This window comes from Streptomyces tubbatahanensis (assembly GCF_022699385.1).
GTDB classification, from domain to species: Bacteria; Actinomycetota; Actinomycetes; order Streptomycetales; family Streptomycetaceae; genus Streptomyces; species Streptomyces diacarni.
On sequence record NZ_CP093846.1, the window covers coordinates 2215042 to 2231065 of the forward strand.

General features: G+C 71.2%; 12 protein-coding genes. 5 read left to right on the top strand and 7 right to left on the bottom strand.

The window, feature by feature from the left end:
- Positions 1 to 230: 230 nt before the first annotated feature.
- Both MMF93_RS33335 and npdG read right to left on the bottom strand, forming a co-directional pair.
- The gene (locus MMF93_RS33335) at positions 231 to 917 is read right to left on the bottom strand and encodes a hypothetical protein (protein ID WP_274709440.1); all 687 of its coding nucleotides are present in this window, start codon (positions 915 to 917) and stop codon (positions 231 to 233) included.
- A gap of 81 nt (positions 918 to 998) precedes the next feature.
- The gene (gene npdG, locus MMF93_RS09520; RefSeq protein WP_423835387.1) at positions 999 to 1712 is read right to left on the bottom strand and encodes an NADPH-dependent F420 reductase; all 714 of its coding nucleotides are present in this window, start codon (positions 1710 to 1712) and stop codon (positions 999 to 1001) included.
- A gap of 294 nt (positions 1713 to 2006) precedes the next feature.
- Here npdG and MMF93_RS09525 point away from each other — a divergent pair, with 294 nt between their 5' ends.
- A complete protein-coding gene (locus MMF93_RS09525; RefSeq protein WP_242750758.1) occupies positions 2007 to 2402 on the top strand; it encodes a VOC family protein in 396 nt (131 codons plus the stop codon).
- A gap of 261 nt (positions 2403 to 2663) precedes the next feature.
- Here MMF93_RS09525 and MMF93_RS09530 read toward each other — a convergent pair whose 3' ends face one another.
- The 5 genes from MMF93_RS09530 to MMF93_RS09550 all read right to left on the bottom strand — a co-directional run bounded on the left by MMF93_RS09530 (position 2664) and on the right by MMF93_RS09550 (position 9164).
- A complete protein-coding gene (locus tag MMF93_RS09530; RefSeq protein ID WP_242750759.1) occupies positions 2664 to 3227 on the bottom strand; it encodes a hypothetical protein in 564 nt (187 codons plus the stop codon).
- 43 nt (positions 3228 to 3270) lie between these two features.
- Entirely contained in the window at positions 3271 to 5673 is a 2403-nt protein-coding gene (locus MMF93_RS09535; protein ID WP_242750760.1) for a DUF6571 family protein, read from the bottom strand.
- A 10-nt stretch (positions 5674 to 5683) separates the two neighbouring features.
- Entirely contained in the window at positions 5684 to 6190 is a 507-nt protein-coding gene (locus tag MMF93_RS09540) for a hypothetical protein (RefSeq protein ID WP_242750761.1), read from the bottom strand.
- 82 nt (positions 6191 to 6272) lie between these two features.
- Positions 6273 to 7100 carry a TrmH family RNA methyltransferase gene (locus MMF93_RS09545; RefSeq protein WP_242750762.1) on the bottom strand — a complete coding sequence of 276 codons (828 nt, stop codon included), beginning with the start codon at positions 7098 to 7100 and terminating at the stop codon, positions 6273 to 6275.
- Positions 7101 to 8063: 963 nt separating this feature from the next.
- Positions 8064 to 9164 (bottom strand): sialidase family protein, encoded by a 1101-nt coding sequence (locus tag MMF93_RS09550; protein WP_242750763.1) that lies wholly within the window; start codon positions 9162 to 9164, stop codon positions 8064 to 8066.
- 332 nt (positions 9165 to 9496) lie between these two features.
- Here MMF93_RS09550 and MMF93_RS09555 point away from each other — a divergent pair, with 332 nt between their 5' ends.
- From MMF93_RS09555 to MMF93_RS09570, 4 genes are all read left to right on the top strand, one after another.
- Positions 9497 to 9691: a hypothetical protein gene (locus MMF93_RS09555; RefSeq protein WP_242750764.1), complete on the top strand. Its 195-nt coding sequence runs from the start codon at positions 9497 to 9499 to the stop codon at positions 9689 to 9691.
- A gap of 214 nt (positions 9692 to 9905) precedes the next feature.
- Entirely contained in the window at positions 9906 to 10712 is an 807-nt protein-coding gene (locus MMF93_RS09560) for a biotin/lipoyl-containing protein (RefSeq protein ID WP_242750765.1), read from the top strand.
- 164 nt (positions 10713 to 10876) lie between these two features.
- Positions 10877 to 12994: an NHLP family bacteriocin export ABC transporter peptidase/permease/ATPase subunit gene (locus tag MMF93_RS09565; protein ID WP_242757410.1), complete on the top strand. Its 2118-nt coding sequence runs from the start codon at positions 10877 to 10879 to the stop codon at positions 12992 to 12994.
- Between the two features lie 122 nt (positions 12995 to 13116).
- Positions 13117 to 15915, top strand: coding sequence for an NHLP bacteriocin export ABC transporter permease/ATPase subunit (locus MMF93_RS09570; protein ID WP_242757411.1), 2799 nt, complete (start codon positions 13117 to 13119; stop codon positions 15913 to 15915).
- Positions 15916 to 16024 lie beyond the last annotated feature (109 nt).

Consider the following 16024-nt stretch of genomic DNA (forward strand, 5'->3'; position numbering starts at 1 on the left):
CGTGCCTCCTGGCGGGCGCGCACGCCCCTGTGGCCGGTTCACCGCTCACCCCATCATGGGCGGGGCACGCGTGACCCGCATGTCCGACGACAGCGGGTTCCCGCACCCCCGCGGCTGATACGTGCTGCCGTGCGGGCCCGTGCGGGCCCGTGCGGGGCGGGGCCGTGCGGGAGCCCGGGTCCTGCCTCCGCCGGAGGCGATCCCCACGAGGGCGATCCGGACGAGGGGCCTCAGCTGTGTGTCTGGTGAGCCTGGTGGGTCAGGCGGGCCTGGTGGGCCAGGTTCCGCGTCAGGGCGCCGACCCGGTGGCGGGACAACCGGGTCCTGCCGTCGTCGCCGACCGTGACCACCAGGGCCATGTCCCCGCCGCCGGCCACCGGAAGCCGGACAGCGGCGACGTTGCCGCCGGGCACGACAAGCGGAGCGTCGCCGGGCTCGGCCTCGTGGACCTCCTCCGCGTACCGGCGCAGCACGTCCCGCCCCATCCGGGCGTCGTGCTGGATCTGCGGCAACATGACGTCGACCGCGTACCCCCGGGCCACGCCCACCGTGAACAGGCGGGCCCGCTCGGCGCCGACGCGGTAGCCGCAGCCGACGAGTGCGCCGTCCGCCCGCGCCAGCGGGGTATCGAGGTCGTCGGGCAACTCGCCGTCCACGGACCCCGACTCGACGCGATCGGCCTCCACGCCGGCGGCACGCAGCGCGGCAGGCACGTCGTAGGGCACGGGACAGCTGGTACCGGGCTCGGCCGCCAGCTTCCGCAGGGCGCCGACGCTCAGCGGCGACCGGGCCGGCTTCCTCTCCTCGCCGCCCCCATGCTCGTCCTTCGCACCGCCGTAACCCGAGCACGCCGCGAGGACGGCCGCCACCACGGCGGCGACCGTCAGACCGCCGCCGGGGATTCTGCGCTTCCCCACCCCACCCGCACCCGCACCCATGCCCGCGCCCGTATTCGTATCTGTGTCCGTACTCCCCGCCGTCGTTGCGTGCGCGGCGGCTCAGATGTCGGTGAGACGGACGCCCGCGTGCGCCTTGTAGCGGCGGTTGACGGAGATGAGGTTGGCCACCAGCGACTCGACCTGGTGAGCGTTGCGAAGCCGGCCCGCGAAGACGCCCCGCATCCCGGGGATACGGGCGGCGAGCGCCTGCACGATCTCGCAGTCCGCGCGCTTCTCGCCCAGCACCATCACGTCCGTGGCGATCTCCTCGACCTCCGGATCGGAGAGCAGCACCGCGGACAGGTGGTGGAAGGCCGCGGTGACCCGCGACTCCGGCAGCAGCGCCGCGGCCTGCTCGGCCGCACTGCCCTCCTCCGGGACCAGCGCGTAGGCGCCCTTCTTGTCGAAGCCGAGGGGGTTCACGCAGTCCACGACCAGCTTGCCGCGCAGCTCCTCGCGCAGCGACTCGATGGTCTTGGCGTGGCCCTCCCACGGGACGGCGACGATGACGATGTCGGAGCGGCGCGCGCACTCGGCGTTGTCGGCACCCTCGACGCCGTGCCCGATCTCCCCGGCCGCCTGCCGGGCCCGCTCCGCGGCCCGCGAGCCGACGGTGACGGCCATGCCGCCCCGGGCCAGCCGGTACGCCAGCCCCCGCCCCTGGTCCCCGGTCCCGCCGAGCACCCCGACGGTCATCCCGGACACATCAGGCAGGTCCCACGGGTCCTTCTTCGGTGCGGTGTTGCCGGCGGCGTCAGAGGCAGCTGCATTCATACGCCGCATACTGCCACCTTCCGCGCCGCGCGCGGCCGACAGCCACCGTGAAGGTGATCACGCCCCCACCTGCCCCTCACCCGTCCGCGCACGACAGCTCCGTCACGGCCCCGGACGATACGAGGTCGCCGCGTGGGGAAGGGGGCCGTCGTGGGGGTCGACTGTGCGCGGTAACTTCCCGGGTCCGTCGGCGGGCTCGTGTCCATGACGGCTTCTTGTCCCCAGACAGGCAGATCTCGGATCGGTCGGACGGGCGGCATACTCTGAGCCTCGTCCGCACTGCCTGGGAGAGTCATGACAAGTAGGTTCACCGAGTTGGCCGTTGACTGCCAGGATCCGGAGAGGCTCGCGGCCTTCTGGTGCGAAGTCCTGGACTTCAAGGTGATCGACCGGAGCGAGGGCAAGGTCGAGATCGGCTCCTGGGGACCGACCGTCGAGGACGTCCTGGCCCGCCAGATGCCGCCCACCCTGCTGTTCATTCAGGTGCCCGAGGGCAAGACCGTGAAGAACCGGCTTCACCTCGATGTCAGCCCGATCGACGGCAGCACCGAGGACGAGGTGACCAGACTGCTCGGCCTCGGCGCCACCAGGACGGACGTGGGCCAGGGCCCAGACCGGAACTGGGTGGTCATGGCAGATCCCGAGGGCAACGAGTTCGACGTCCTTCGCACGCTGGCACCGCAGAACTAGGCCACAATCGGACCCGCACCCGTCAGAGACCGCCCCTGTCGGGTTGCCGAGAACCCCTTATTCTCCCGAGACGTATGCCGTGCGTATGCCGTCGACCTCTAGTAACACCCCTGCGAGGGTGCCATTTTGCTTCCCAGGTTCACGTAGTGATCGTCACGGGTGGCCGTCTAGGCGGACCCGAACAGCGGAGCGTAATTCCTCTTCGGCATCCCCGAACCGCACAGCCGGAAAGGACAGACAGGTCCACAAGGCAGCGCATGGTCACTGCCCCTCGCAGTGGAACTCGCTTGCCACCTCGGTCATGGCAGATTGGGCCAGATCACCAAACACTTTTCGGGAACGGTCGGGATCGTCAGTGAGCGGGGTGTCATTAGCGTGGACATCGAGGATGAACCTGGTGAAATCAGCGTGCAGGCCACCTTCGGGGCGTGAACAATCCACAGCAGCGACGGCGCCGCCAGACCAGGTGGCCACATCGTAGCGGCCTGCGTATTCACGTGACGTGTTCCGAGCACCGTAGGACTCGATCACCTCAAAAGGAGTCGAGGGCTCTACCTCGTCTCCCTTTTTTACCCAGTTTCCGGACAGCGAAACGACAGGCAATCCATCGACCAGGTACGTGCACCCTTGGGCAGCCACCCGCAAACTCCCCAAGTCGTTCTGCTTGTCCTGTCGCGACAGTCTTTCACCCGGACCAAAAAGAGCAGAGTAACTCTTTTTCGGTAGATTCAGCCCGCAGAAGGTGTCAGGAACAGCGTATTCCCGCTCCGGCTGGTGAGCGCACGCGGAAACAAGCACGACGCAGCAGGCCAGAAGGGCGAACACTCGGATACATCGTCCACCGTGCGAAAACCGATTCATTGTCAGCCTACTCTGTGGGCTCGACAGTCGCGTGGCCGCGAGACGTTCCTGCGCCGTCCTGGAACCCGGCAATGGACTCCCTTCGCGCACCGGCAATCGCCCCTTCAAGGATTTCCGCTCTCAGGCCCGAGTCCCTGCCAAAGTCTTCAGCCCAGCCCCGGTAAAAATCCCTCACACTCTCCTGAGTGCTCGTGAAATTATATTTACTTTCCGCCTCGCCCTTCGCCGCCTCTTGGGGCAGGTCCCTCTTGATATGCTCCACAATCGCGGAAGACAGTTCCTCCTGAGCCCAACCAACCGGAGTTGACACAAGGGCCCCGCCCCCTCCGTCGCCTCCCAGGTTTCCGGTCCCGAGACCTACAAATCTGTTCACCCACTCGCTCGCTTCTTCCGCCTTCTCGTTGAAGTCCCTGGCCTCCGCGACCTTGTCGTCAAACAGCGCGTCCGCTCTAGCCTCACTGAGAACTCCGTTGACATATGCCCCGCCCGCTACGGCGTCGCCGACATAGTCGCGGACATCGCTGGCATCGGCTCCATGAGGGAGGTCGCGCATCACTGCCTGCAAGTGCTCCACTGTGTACATCTGCTGGGATGCCTGAACCACCCCGTACCCGTACGGGTCGCGTCCCACCTGGTTCAGGTACTCGTGAAGTGCGCCCACGTCGAAGTTCGCCGCGTGACCTCTTACGGGGAGGTCATCGTCACCGTACATCTCTCGCTGCACGTCGCCGGGGTAGTCGGCGATCATCTCGCCGAGCGTTCCGCGGAATCCGGTGAAGTCCTCTCCCTTGGCGAGCGGTGAGACTTCGCCGTCCCCGGCAGGACCGCCGAAAACCCGCACGGCTTCTTCCATGACACCGGCGTTCTCAGCCGAGTGCAGCGGAGCGTCCTTGGTCACCACGGCATCCGGGAGGCGTCCCGTGGCGCCGGCCTTCAGCGCGGCCTCGAAACCTTCCCGAGCGTCCTTGTCGAGTTTGCCGTGATCGTCGTAGCGACCGGTATCGACGATCTTCCAGTCCCGGTCGTGGACGAGGTACTCCATACGGTCGTTCTTGTCGACCTCGTCGTCACTCAGGTCTGCGTCGGAGGCGGGATCCAGGTAACCCGCGGCGGTCTCCGGGTCCTTCGACATGATCTTCAGAAGACCGTCATAGGGATCGTTCTCGAAGGTGCTGTTCCTCATCTCCGGAAGAAGACTTCCTTCGGAGACTCCCTTGTCGAATCCTCCGTGGTCCCAGATGTCGGAATCCTTTTCCTCTGCGGCACGGATGTCGTCGCCCAGGTCGTAGAGCATCTGCGGGGAGTAGCCGTCGCCGTGCTTCATGAGGGTGATCAGGCTCTGATAGCCGCGGCCATGGTAGGAACTGCCGCCGACACCACCGACGTCCCGCAACTCGTAGGACCACTCGTCGGCGCCCGCTTTTCGCATGCCCTCGCGCCACTTGTCGTAGAAGGCACCGTCCCGACTGGCGAGCCAGGCTGTGTACTTCTTGCCGTACTCCGGTGAACTCAGCTTGACCTTCTTGCCCTCCCCGTCGCGGAACACCGGGACTCTCGTCGCCGAGGCGAGCGACGTGGCCAGCGATTTCTCCATGCCCAGGTAGACGCCCTGGTTGTCCTTGTCGACGCGGTAGGCCAACGCGTTCAGCTGGTTCGTCGCATCGATGAGCCCGTCGGGCTGCAGCGAGTTGAGCAGGGTGCGGCTGAACTGCTTGTCCTCGGGATCCGTGCGGAGAAGTACCTGCAGTTCGTGCCGTTCCGCGGGGCTCAGTCCGCCGTCCCCTTCGCGCGAGTCGAGGCGTTCGATCAGGTCGGCGGCGCGCTTGCCGGCGTACTTCTCGACATCCCCGGCGGCCGCGCTGTTGAACCCGCCGTCCTCGCCCTTGCCGTCCTTGTCCGTGGCGGCGGCCTTGAGGGTGAGCATGTTCTCGTAGTCCACGTCGTCGACGTGTTTGACCGCGTCCCTGATGCGGCCGTTCCACTTGGTTTCCTCGTCGGCGCGGCCGGGGTCGCGCAGCGCGCTCTGCGCCTCGCCGCTCGTCATGCCGCTGGTGTCGAGGTTGCACTTGCCGTACGCGTCGACCTTCATGCCGCCCTCGTGGACGGCTTGGTCGCGGACCTTCTTGAGGTGTTCGCGGGCGGCGGTGAGCCGGTGGTGGCAGTCGTCCAGCAGGTCCGCGATCTTTCCCGCCTGCTTCTTGGCCGCGGCGAACTCGTGCGCGGTGATCTTCGACGACTTCCAGAAGGCGTCCGCCGACTCTCCCGACCAGCCTTTGAGCTTCTTGCGGACGTTGCCGTGGTAGGCGTCGTGGAAGATGTCGCAGCGGTCCCTGAGGATGCGCCAGTTCTTGGCTGTTTCGGAGAGGGAGGAGAAGTCGGCGTTCATGATGTCGTGGTAGGTCAGTTCCACGTCGTCCGCCTCACAGGTCGTTGAGACGGCTGCCGTGCACCGGCTCGAGAGCCTCGTTGAGGCTGCGGACCCGGTCGGCCTCCGAGACTTCGAACGCGGTCTTGGTGCCGTACAGGGCGTTCATCTCGCCACGTAGGCGGTGGGAGATCTTCTGCCACGCCTCGCCCCAGCGTTCCAGGCAGAAGTCCAGGCCTTTGCGGGTGTCCCAGCCGCGCAGGACGCCGTGGGTCGTGTTGCTGCTGCCGAAGACGCTGGTCGAGGCGAGTGTCGCCTTGCCGCCCTCGTAGGTGGCCGCCGGGCCGAGGTCTTCCCTGATGAACTTGGCAGCGGCTGCCTTGTCTGAGGGCGTGACGACCAGGTCCGCCCTGCCTCCGCCCCCGGTCGGTGCCCTCTCGGCCCCGTTGAGTCGCATGGCGGTCTCACTCGCGCGGGACCATTCCTGTTCGAAGGACATGCCTTCCCCCCAGTCGTCGGCGAACTCGATCCCCCGTGTTCGCGCACCGCGGGGTGTGTCCACGTCGGTGCGTACCGTAACGAAGGGTGACCATACAGTCCCCCGGACACCCGGCGTCAACCGTTGCCGGCCGGTGCCTTACGGACTACGGGGCTCCGGTGCGGCCGGCCATGTGGCGTTGGCGGGCTGCCTCGTAGAGGACGGCCGTGGCGGCGTTGGCGGCGTTGAGGGAACTGGCGGCGCCGTGCATGGGGATGCGGGCGGTGCGGTGGCAGCGGTCGCGCCAGGCGTTGCTGAGGCCGGTCGTCTCGTTGCCGATCAGGAGGAGGGTCGGTCCTGTCAGGTCGGTGTCGTGGAGGAGGTCGTCGCCGGCTTCGTCGGTGCCGACGAGGGTGATGTCGTGGTCCGCCAGCCAGGCGTCGAGGTCGCGGGGCGAGGGGACGCGGACGGCGGGGAGGGAGAAGAGGGATCCGGTGGAGGCGCGGACGGACTTGGGGTCGTAGACGTCGGCGGCGTGGCCGGTGACGACGAGTCCGTCGGCACCGAAAGCGTCTGCTGAGCGGATGAGTGTGCCGATGTTGCCGGGGCTGGTGGGGCGGTCGAAGAGGACGCCGAGGAAGGAGGGGCCGACGGGGATGCGGGCCAGGTCGTCGTCGGGCATACGGGCCACGCCGACCAGTTCGGCGTCGCCCTCCTCGCGTTCGCTCAGTTCGGCGAGGAGCTCGGGGGCCATGGCGACGCGGTCGCCGGGCACGTCGGGCGCCTCCAGGAGAGAGCGCGCCCAGTCGGTGAGGCGGCGGCCCGCCGGGTGGAGGAGGGCGGTGAGCGGCCAGCCGTGTTCGACGGCCAGCGTGAGGGGGCGTACGCCCTGGACGAGGAACTCCCGGCCGCGTTGCCGCTTGGTGCGGTTGGCCAGGAGGGCGTGCCACTGCTGGAAACGGGCGTTACGGGTCGTGATCCGCACGGTGTGCATCCGGGGAGCGTAGCCGTCGGCCGGCGGCCCGAGCGGGCGGGCCTGCGCGGCCGGCGGTCCACGGTCCGCGGCCCGCCGGAGCGGGTGGGCGGGCGGAGCCGACCGCCCATGGCCCGCCCCGCGGCCAGCGGGCACAGCCGCCCAGCGGCGGCCCGATCACACAGACGGGCGTGGCCGTCGGCCGGCGGTCCGATCACGGGGGCGTGTGCAGTCGGCGCCCCGAGCGCATGCGCGGCCAGCGGCCGATGGCCCGAGCAGACGGGCGTGCGTGGCCAGCGGACGGCGGCCCGAGCAGGCCGACGTGCGCGGCCGTTGGCCGGTGGCCCGCCAAGGCGGGTGGGCAGGCGGAGCCGACCGCCCCTGGCCCACCCGCAACCAGCGAGCACAACCGCCCGGCGGCAGCCCGACCACGCGGGCGTGCGCGGCCGGCGGCCGGCGGCCCGCCGAGGCGGGCGGGCGGAGCCGACCGCCCCCGGCCCGCCCGCAACCAGCGGGCACAGCCACCCGGCGGCAGCCCGACCACACAGACGCGCATGGCCGTCGGCCAGCGACCCGACCACGCGGGCGTGCGCGGCTGGCGGCCGGCGACCCGACCACGCGAACGTGCGCGACTGGCGGCAGGTGGCCCGAGCAGGCCGGCGGGCGCGGCCGTTGGCCGGTGGCCCGCCGAGGCGGGCGGGCGGAGCCGTCCGCCCCTGGCCCACCCCGCAGCCAGCGAGCACAGCCGCCCAGCGGCAGCCCGACCACACAGACGCGCATGGCCGTCGACCGGCGACCCGACCATGCGAACGTGCGCGGCTGGCGGCCGGTGGCCCGGCGCGGCTGGCGGGCGGAGGCGGCCGCCCATGGGCCGCCCCGCGGCCAGCGGGCTCAGTCGGCCCGCGGCGGGTCGGCCACACGTGCCCACGACCGCTCATGTGGGGGCGCACAGGCAGGTGTGTGGGACAGGTCGGGAGGGGGTGGTCAGGTCGGTGTGGCGAGGGCTTCGATCGGGATGCGGCGGAAGGTGAGTGTCTCGTAGGCACTGTCCTCGCCCGTCTCGTAGAGGAGGCCGACGGTGTGGTCGTCCGCCCGTACGAGGTCGCTGTAGGCGGCCGGGCGCTTGTCCACGGTGTGGGCCTCGCGCCAAGTGGCGCCGCCGTCGGTGCTGGCGCGTACTGCCATGCGGTGGCGGGTGCGGGGGTTCGACGGTGCGGAGAAGAGGAGGAGGTCGGGGTCGCCCAGGTGCAGGACGCCGGCTTGGACGACGGGGGTGGTGAGGCCGTCCTGGGGGGCGAAGGGCGCGGTCAGTGTCGCGCCGCCGTCGGTGGAGCGGGCGTCGGCGCGGTGGGCGGGGAGGCTGGAGTCGTTGCGGGTGTTGAAGTAGACCGTGCCGTCGGGCAGTTCGGCCGCGGTGGTCTCGTTGACGTTGATGCGGCCGTCGGGGTCGTCGTCGCGGTAGCCGATCCGCCAGGTGGCGCCGCCGTCGTCGCTGAGCAGGTCGTGGCCGCCGTTGTAGCGGCCTTCGGTGCCGTCGTCGCCGGGCGCGGTGGGAGGGGTGGAGTGGTTGGCGGGGACGACGATCCTGCCGGTCGCGGGTCCGGTCGCCAGTTGGAGTGCGTGCCCAGGTGTGGTGGCGTACCAGCGCCATGCGGGGTCCTTGGCGGCGCCGGTGATCTCGCGGGGCGCGCTCCAGGCGTGCCCGCCGTCCTCACTGTGCTGGAGCCAGACGCGGCGGCCGTCCTGGTCTGCGACCTCGCCGCGGCGGATGCGTTCTTCCGTGGCGTCGGCCGCGGCGCGGACGTGGACGAGGAGGACGCGGCCGTCGTCGAGGGCGACCGGGGCGGGGTTGCCCGCGGTGCCGTCGCCGTTGGTGGCGGCGGCGAGGAGCGGGCCCCAGGTGCGGCCGCCGTCCGTGGAGCGTTTGAGGACGATGTCGATGTCGCCGCTGTCGTCGGCGGAGTCGGCACGTCCTTCGGCGAAGGCGAGGAGGGCGCCGTCGGGCGCCTTCACGAGTGCGGGGATCCGGAAGGCGGCGTAGCCCTCGCTTCCGGCGCGGAACGGTACGGAACTCTCGTGCGGCATCGAGTGACCCCAACTGCCAGAGGTAGGACGTCCCTTGTCCTGAGTGAAGGTAGGGACACGGCGGGGAGCCGTCAAGAAGAGGGTGTGCCGGTCCATAAACGTCGGGTGCACCATGTGGAGATCTTGAGACGGCTGGTCCCTCAAGTGGCGAGCGGCCTGACTGACGTGTTCTGCTCTTCGCACAGTCGGGCGGAACCGCTGCTACCGGTTTCGGATGTGCCCGTTTTTCCAGGCCTGTCCTGGCCCGGCTGATGAGCGCCCCGAGCGGTTATTCATGCCGCCTGGGGTGATTCCCCCTCATAAAACCGGAAGCAATGAAGGGAAACGCATTCATGCGTCACCACATCGAGACCGCCGAGCTTGCCGACGCCGAGCTGGACGCCGTTTCCGGCGGCATCCTCAACGAGGCCGTGAGTGAGGCCGGCGCGACCGTCGGCGGCGTGGAAGGCCTGGTCGGCAACACCGTCAACGGCGTCAGCACCGACGGCCTGCCCAGCGTCGGCGTCACCCTGGGCGCCCAGTCCTGAGCCGGCCGCCCGGCGAAATAAAGGTGTCATCGGCTGACATCAGCGTGTCACTGACCGGCACCTTCACCGCGCCGTACCGGAACCGCTCGTCATTCCGGTGACGCGGGCCCGAACCATAAGCCCCGGACTCGTTCCGGGGCTTATGTGTTACGGTCATGCGCCGTTGTCGCCCGCCCTGTGGCCGACTTCGGTGAAACAGTGAAGGAAAGGTGACGTGGAGTTCCGGAAAAAGGCGCTGGCAAAACTGCAGTCGCCGGAAGAACTCGACGTTCCGGTGCGGTTCGCACGGCCGCAGGGCCTGCTCGTCCTCCTGGTCACCCTGCTCGTGATGGCGGCCGGCTGCGTGTGGGCGGTCACCGGCACGGTCTCCTCCAAGCTGACCGCGCCCGGCGTACTCACCCACGCGGAGGGCAGCTACGTGCTGCAGAGCCCGGTCGCGGGCCAGGTGACCGCCGTGCACGTGAAGGAGGGCGAGACGGTCGCGGACGACGCGGCCGTGGTGAGCGTGCGGACCGACCGCGGCGTGCGGGCGGTGCGCACGGTGGCGCGTGGCCGTGTCACCTCGCTGGCCGCCGAGATCGGTTCGGTCGTCACCACAGGTGCGGACGTGGCCACCGTCGAGCGGGTCAGGAGCGCGGACGACCCTCTCGTCGCGATGCTCTACGTCCCCGCCGACAAGGGGGCGGCTCTCCCGGTGGGAGCCACCGTCGACCTGAGTGTCGGCTCGGCGCCCGCCGACCGGTTCGGGCACCTGCGCGGCACCGTCGAGGCCGTCGGGCGCGTGCCGCGTACCGCACAGCAGATCAGCGGCTTCTTGGGCGACCGCGAGCTCGCCGAGCGGTTCACCCGCGGCGGCAAGCCCCGCGCCGTGCTGGTCTCCCTGGAACGCTCGTCGGCGACCCGGTCGGGCTACGCGTGGTCACGCGAGGACGGACCGCCCTTCACGCTCGAGACGGCGACACCGGTCAGCGGCGCCGTCCACCTCGCCGCGCAGCGGCCCGTCGACTGGCTGCTGCCGTGACCGGCGCACCCCGGCCGCCCGGGCCCCGCACCGGAGAGCGGGACCGCGACCGTGCCCGCGACCCGCGGCGCAGCCGGCACCGCAGCGAGCACCGGGCCCGCCCCGCGGCCAAGGCGCCCAGGTCCAGCGCACGCGGGAGTGTCCGTACGCCCACGGTGCTCCAGATGGAGGCCGTCGAGTGCGGCGCCGCGGCGCTGGCCATGGTGCTCGGCCACCACGGGCGCCATGTGCCGCTGGAGGAGCTGCGGATCGCCTGCGGCGTCTCCCGGGACGGGTCGCGGGCGAGTAGCCTGCTGAAGGCGGCGCGCGGCTACGGGCTGACGGCCAAGGGCATGCAGATGGAGCCCGCGGCGCTGGCCGAGGTGCGGGCGCCCGCCGTGCTGTTCTGGGAGTTCAACCACTACGTCGTCTTCGACGGGATGGGCCGCCGCTTCGGGCGCCGCGGGGTGCACATCAACGATCCGGCGCGCGGGCGCCGCTTCGTGCCGATGGAGGAGTTCGACACCGCGTTCACCGGGGTGGTGCTCACCTTCGCGCCGGGCGAGTCGTTCCGCAAGGGCGGCCGGAAGCCGGGCGTCCTGGGTGCCGTGCCCGCGCGGCTGCGCGGCACGTCGGGGGCGATGCTGGCCGCGGTGGTGGCCAGTTTCCTGCTGGTGGTCGTCGGCGCGGCGGTGCCGGCGCTGAGCCGTACGTACATCGACACGTTCGTCTTCGCCGGGCAGGACTCGCTGCTGGGTGTGCTGTTCGCGGTGATGGGCGCGGCTCTCGTACTGACGGCGGTGCTCACCGGGATCCAGCAGGGCAACCTGCTGCGGGCCCGGCTCATCTCCTCGACGCTGACCAGCGCGCGCTTCCTGCGGCACCTGCTGCGGCTGCCCGTGACGTTCTTCGCGCAGCGCAACCCGGCCGACCTGGTACAGCGCCTGCAGTCCAACGACACGGTGGCCGAGACGCTGGCCAGGGACCTGGCGGCGGCGGGCGTGGACGCGGTGGTCGTCGTCGCGTACGCGGTGCTGCTGTGGACCTACGACCCGCAACTGACGCTGATCGGCGTCGGGATCGCGCTGCTGAACGTCGTCGCCATGCGGATCGTGATCAGACTGCGCGCCACGGGGACGCAGAAGCTGCGCGCCGACCGTGCGCAGCTCACCAACACCTCCTACAGCGGTCTCCAGCTCATCGAGACGATGAAGGCGACCGGCGGCGAGGCGGGTCACTTCCGTCGCTGGGCCGGACAGCACGCCACCACCCTCGACGTGCAGCAGCGGCTGGGGGTGCCCAGCGCGGCGCTCGCCGTCGTGGCACCGACGCTGGCCGCGCTCAACAGCGCCGCGATCCTGCTGATCGGCGGAGAGCGCGCCGTGGACGGTGCCATCACGGCGGGCCTGCTGGTGGCCTTCCAGGCGCTGGTCACCAGCTTCACCGCGCCGCTGACCCGGCTGAACGCGGTGGCGGGCCGCATCCAGGACTTCGCCGCCGACGTCACCCGCCTCAAGGACGTCGAGACGTTCCCCGCCGACCCCCTCTACACGCGCCGCGAACCACCCGCCGGCACCCGCCGGCTGGCCGGGCACGTGACGCTGGAGAACGTCACCTTCGGCTACAACCCGCTCGACAAGCCGCTGCTGACCGGGCTGTCGCTGGCGGTCGGCCCCGGCAGGCAGCTCGCGCTCGTCGGCGGTTCCGGCAGCGGCAAGTCCACCGTCTCGCGCCTGCTGGCCGGGCTCTACACGCCGTGGGAGGGCGCCATCCGCATCGACGGGCAGCGTCTGGAGGACCTGCCGCGCGGCTCGCTTGCCGCCTCCGTCTCCTTCGTCGACCAGGACGTCTTCCTCTTCGAGGGCACCGTGCGCGACAACGTGGCGCTGTGGGACCCGTCCCTGACCGACGAGGCGGTTTCGGCCGCGCTGCGGGACGCCGCACTGCACGAGGACGTCGCGCGGCGGCCCGGCGGCATCCGCAGCCGCGTCGAGCAGGACGGCCGCAACTTCTCCGGCGGGCAGCGGCAGCGGCTGGAGATCGCCCGCGCCCTGGTGCGCGACCCCAGCGTCCTGGTGCTGGACGAGGTGACCAGTGCGCTGGACGCCGAGACGGAGGCCGTCATCATCGACAACCTGCGCCGCCGCGGCTGCGCCTGCGTGGTGATCGCCCACCGGCTGAGCACCGTGCGCGACAGCGACGAGATCGTGGTGCTCGAGCGGGGCAGCGTCGTCGAGCGGGGCCGTCACGAGGAACTGCTGGCCGCCCAGGGGCCGTACGCGCGGCTCGTGCGGGAGCACTGAGTCCGACCCAGGAACCGAGGTACCAGGTGACGTACGCACAGCCGGCCCACCCGCAGCCGCAGCCGCCGCAGCCGCAGCCGCAGCCGCAGCCGCAGCCGCAGCAGGTCTCCCCCGCGGCCGACGTGGTGCTCGCGCACTTCGCGGGGCTCGGCACGGCGGTGTGGCACACGCCCGGCAGCGGCATGTCGCTGGAGGGGCCGCACGTGCTGTGGCTGGTGGCCGAGGGCGCGATGGACGTCTTCGCGGTGGACGCGGGCAGGGACGGGCACTGGCACTTTCTGGGCAGGCTGGAGGCGGGCACGCTGCTGCTCGGCCCGGTCCAGGGCCCGCGCCACACCCTGGTGGGGCGGCCGGTGCGCGGCGGGGTGCTGCGCCGGATACCGCTGCGGGAGCTGGCCTGGGACGGGTACGCGGATCCGTGGGCGCAGCAGGTGCTCGGGCCGCTGGAGGACGCGTTCGCGCGAGGCGTCGGGCGGAGCCTGCGGGTGCTGTTCGAGGCGCCGTTGGACGGGCAGCCCCAGCAGGGGTCTCCCCACGAAGCGCCGTACGGCGGCGCCGGGGGCGTCGGCGGCGATGAGGACATCCTGTGGATGCCGCTGGCCCCCGGCTGCGTGCGGTACGGCACCGACGCCGCCGCGTTGTTGATCGACGGGCCGACCTGGCAGCACATGGTCGACCAGTTGACGAGGCTGCTGCTGACCCTGGACCGCTGGATCGAGCGGCTGGAGCGCGCCCACGAGGACCGTGCGGCCGCCGGCATCGAGGCCGGCGAGGCCGTGCGCGAGGAGGCCGACCAGGCGCTGCTCGCCTCGCTCGGCGGCGCGGGCCGTCACCAGGGCGGTGCGGGCGGCGGCGGTGGGGACGACGCCGTGGTGGCCGTCTGCCGGGCCGTCGCCGAGGCCGCGGGGGTCACGCTGCACGTCCCCGACGACGGCCTGCCTTCCGAGGAGCGTACGGATCCCGTCGAACGGCTGGCGCACCACTCGCGGCTGCGCACCCGTCCCGTGCGGCTCACGGGCACCTGGTGGAAGCAGAACGCGGGGCCGCTGGTGGGCAGGCGGGCGGCCAGCGGCGCCCCGGTCGCGCTGCTGTGGCGGCGCGGCCGGTATGAGGCGGTGCAGCCGGGCAGCGGCAGCCGGTGGCGGATCGGCAGCCGGAACGCGGCCACGCTCGCGCCCCGGGCGCAGATGTTCTACCGCCCGCTGCCGGAGGAGCCGCTGCCCGCGCGGCGGCTGCTGCGGTTCGCGCTGCACGGCGCCCGCGGCGACCTGCTGACCCTGGTGGCGTGCGGTCTGGTGGCCGTCGGCCTGGGCGCGCTGGTGCCGGTGGCCACCGGGCAGGTGCTCGGCGTGTACGTGCCGAACGCGGAGAAGGGGCTCATCGCGCAGGCCGCGGCGGCGCTCGTGGGGACGACGGTGATGGCCGCGGCGTTCATGCTGGTGCAGAACACGGCGCTGCTGCGCCTCGAAGGGCGGATCGAGGCCTCCTTGCAGCCGGCCGTGTGGGACCGGCTGCTGCGGCTGCCGACCCGGTTCTTCGCGGAGCGCTCCACCGGCGAGCTGGCCAGCGCGGCGCTGGGCGTCAGCTCGATCAGGCGGGTGCTGTCGGGCATCAGCTCCGTCGTGGTGCAGTCGGGCACGGTGGCCGCGGTCAACCTGGTGCTGCTGCTGGTCCACAGCGTGTCGCTGGCGCTGATGGCGCTGGGCGTACTGGCCGTCATCGCGGCGGTGTTCGCAGGGCTCGGCCTGTGGCAGCTGCGCTGGCAGCGGCAGTTGGTGGCGCTGAACAACAAGCTCAACAACCGGGCCTTCCAGACGCTGCGCGGGCTGCCGAAGCTGCGCGTCGCGGCGGCCGAGTCGTTCGCGTACGCGGCCTGGGCCACCGACTTCGCGCGCAGCCGCGAGCTCCAGCGGCGGGTGGGCCGCATCCGCAACCTCAGCACGGTCGTCAACGCGGTCTACCTGCCGCTGGCGATGCTGCTGCTGTTCGTGCTGCTGGCGGGCCCCGCGCGGGGCGCCCTGAGCCCCAGCGGGTTCCTCACCTTCACCACGGCCATGACGATGATGCTCACCTCCGTCACGCAGCTGACCAACTCGCTGATCTCGGCCGCCGCCACGCTGCCGATGTACGAACAGCTCAAGCCCGTGCTCCGGGAGGCGCCCGAGGTAGGCGGCGGCAGCGTGCGGCCAGGGGAGCTGAGCGGGTTGATCGAGGCCCACGAGGTGACCTTCCGCTACACCGAGGACGGGCCGTTGGTGCTGGACGGGGTCACCCTGCGGGTGCGGCCCGGCGAGTTCGTCGCCGTCGTCGGGCCCAGCGGCTGCGGCAAGTCGACGCTGCTGCGCATGCTGATCGGCTTCGAGAGGCCCACCTCGGGCGAGGTCCGCTTCGACGGGCAGGACCTCGCCGCCCTCGACCAGGCGGCGGTGCGGCGCCAGTGCGGGGTGGTGCTGCAGAACGCGCAGCCGCACGCGGGCTCCATCCTGGAGTGCATCTGCGGCGCCGAGACGTTCGAGCTGGAGGAGGTGTGGGAGGCGGCACGGATGGCGGGGGTGGCCGACGACATCAAGGCCATGCCGATGGGCCTGCACACCGTGCTGTCCGACGGCGGCGGCACCGTCTCAGGCGGCCAGCGGCAGCGTTTGATGATCGCCCAGGCCCTGGTGCGCCGCCCCCGCGTCCTCTTCTTCGACGAGGCGACCAGCGCGCTGGACAACGAGACCCAGCGGGTGGTGGCCGAGTCCACGCGTGCCCTGCGGGCCACCCGGGTGGTGATCGCCCACCGGCTGTCCACCGTCATGGACGCCGACCGCGTCCTGGTCATGTCCGAGGGGCGCGTGGTGCAGGAGGGCGCCCCTGCCGCCCTGCTCGCCGACACCGCGGGTCCCTTCCACGACCTGGTGCGGCGCCAGAGGTACTGACACGTCGCCGAGTCTTCCACCCCCTCGGGGGGGTTGGTGACGGTCACACACCCCCAGGGGCGGGCGCCCGGCTGCTCCTGGTGCGCGAGGCCGGTTCCCGGGACGCCGG

Excerpts from the sequence above, each read along its gene's own strand:
- MMF93_RS09525 (WP_242750758.1), top strand. The coding sequence starts at position 2,007 with ATGACAAGTAGGTTCACCGAGTTGGCCGTTGACTGCCAGGATCCGGAG.
- MMF93_RS09550 (WP_242750763.1), bottom strand. The coding sequence starts at position 9,164 with ATGCCGCACGAGAGTTCCGTACCGTTCCGCGCCGGAAGCGAGGGCTAC.
- MMF93_RS09545 (WP_242750762.1), bottom strand. The coding sequence starts at position 7,100 with ATGCACACCGTGCGGATCACGACCCGTAACGCCCGTTTCCAGCAGTGG.
- MMF93_RS09555 (WP_242750764.1), top strand. The coding sequence starts at position 9,497 with ATGCGTCACCACATCGAGACCGCCGAGCTTGCCGACGCCGAGCTGGAC.
- MMF93_RS09565 (WP_242757410.1), top strand. The coding sequence starts at position 10,877 with ATGGAGGCCGTCGAGTGCGGCGCCGCGGCGCTGGCCATGGTGCTCGGC.
- npdG (WP_423835387.1), bottom strand. The coding sequence starts at position 1,712 with ATGAATGCAGCTGCCTCTGACGCCGCCGGCAACACCGCACCGAAGAAG.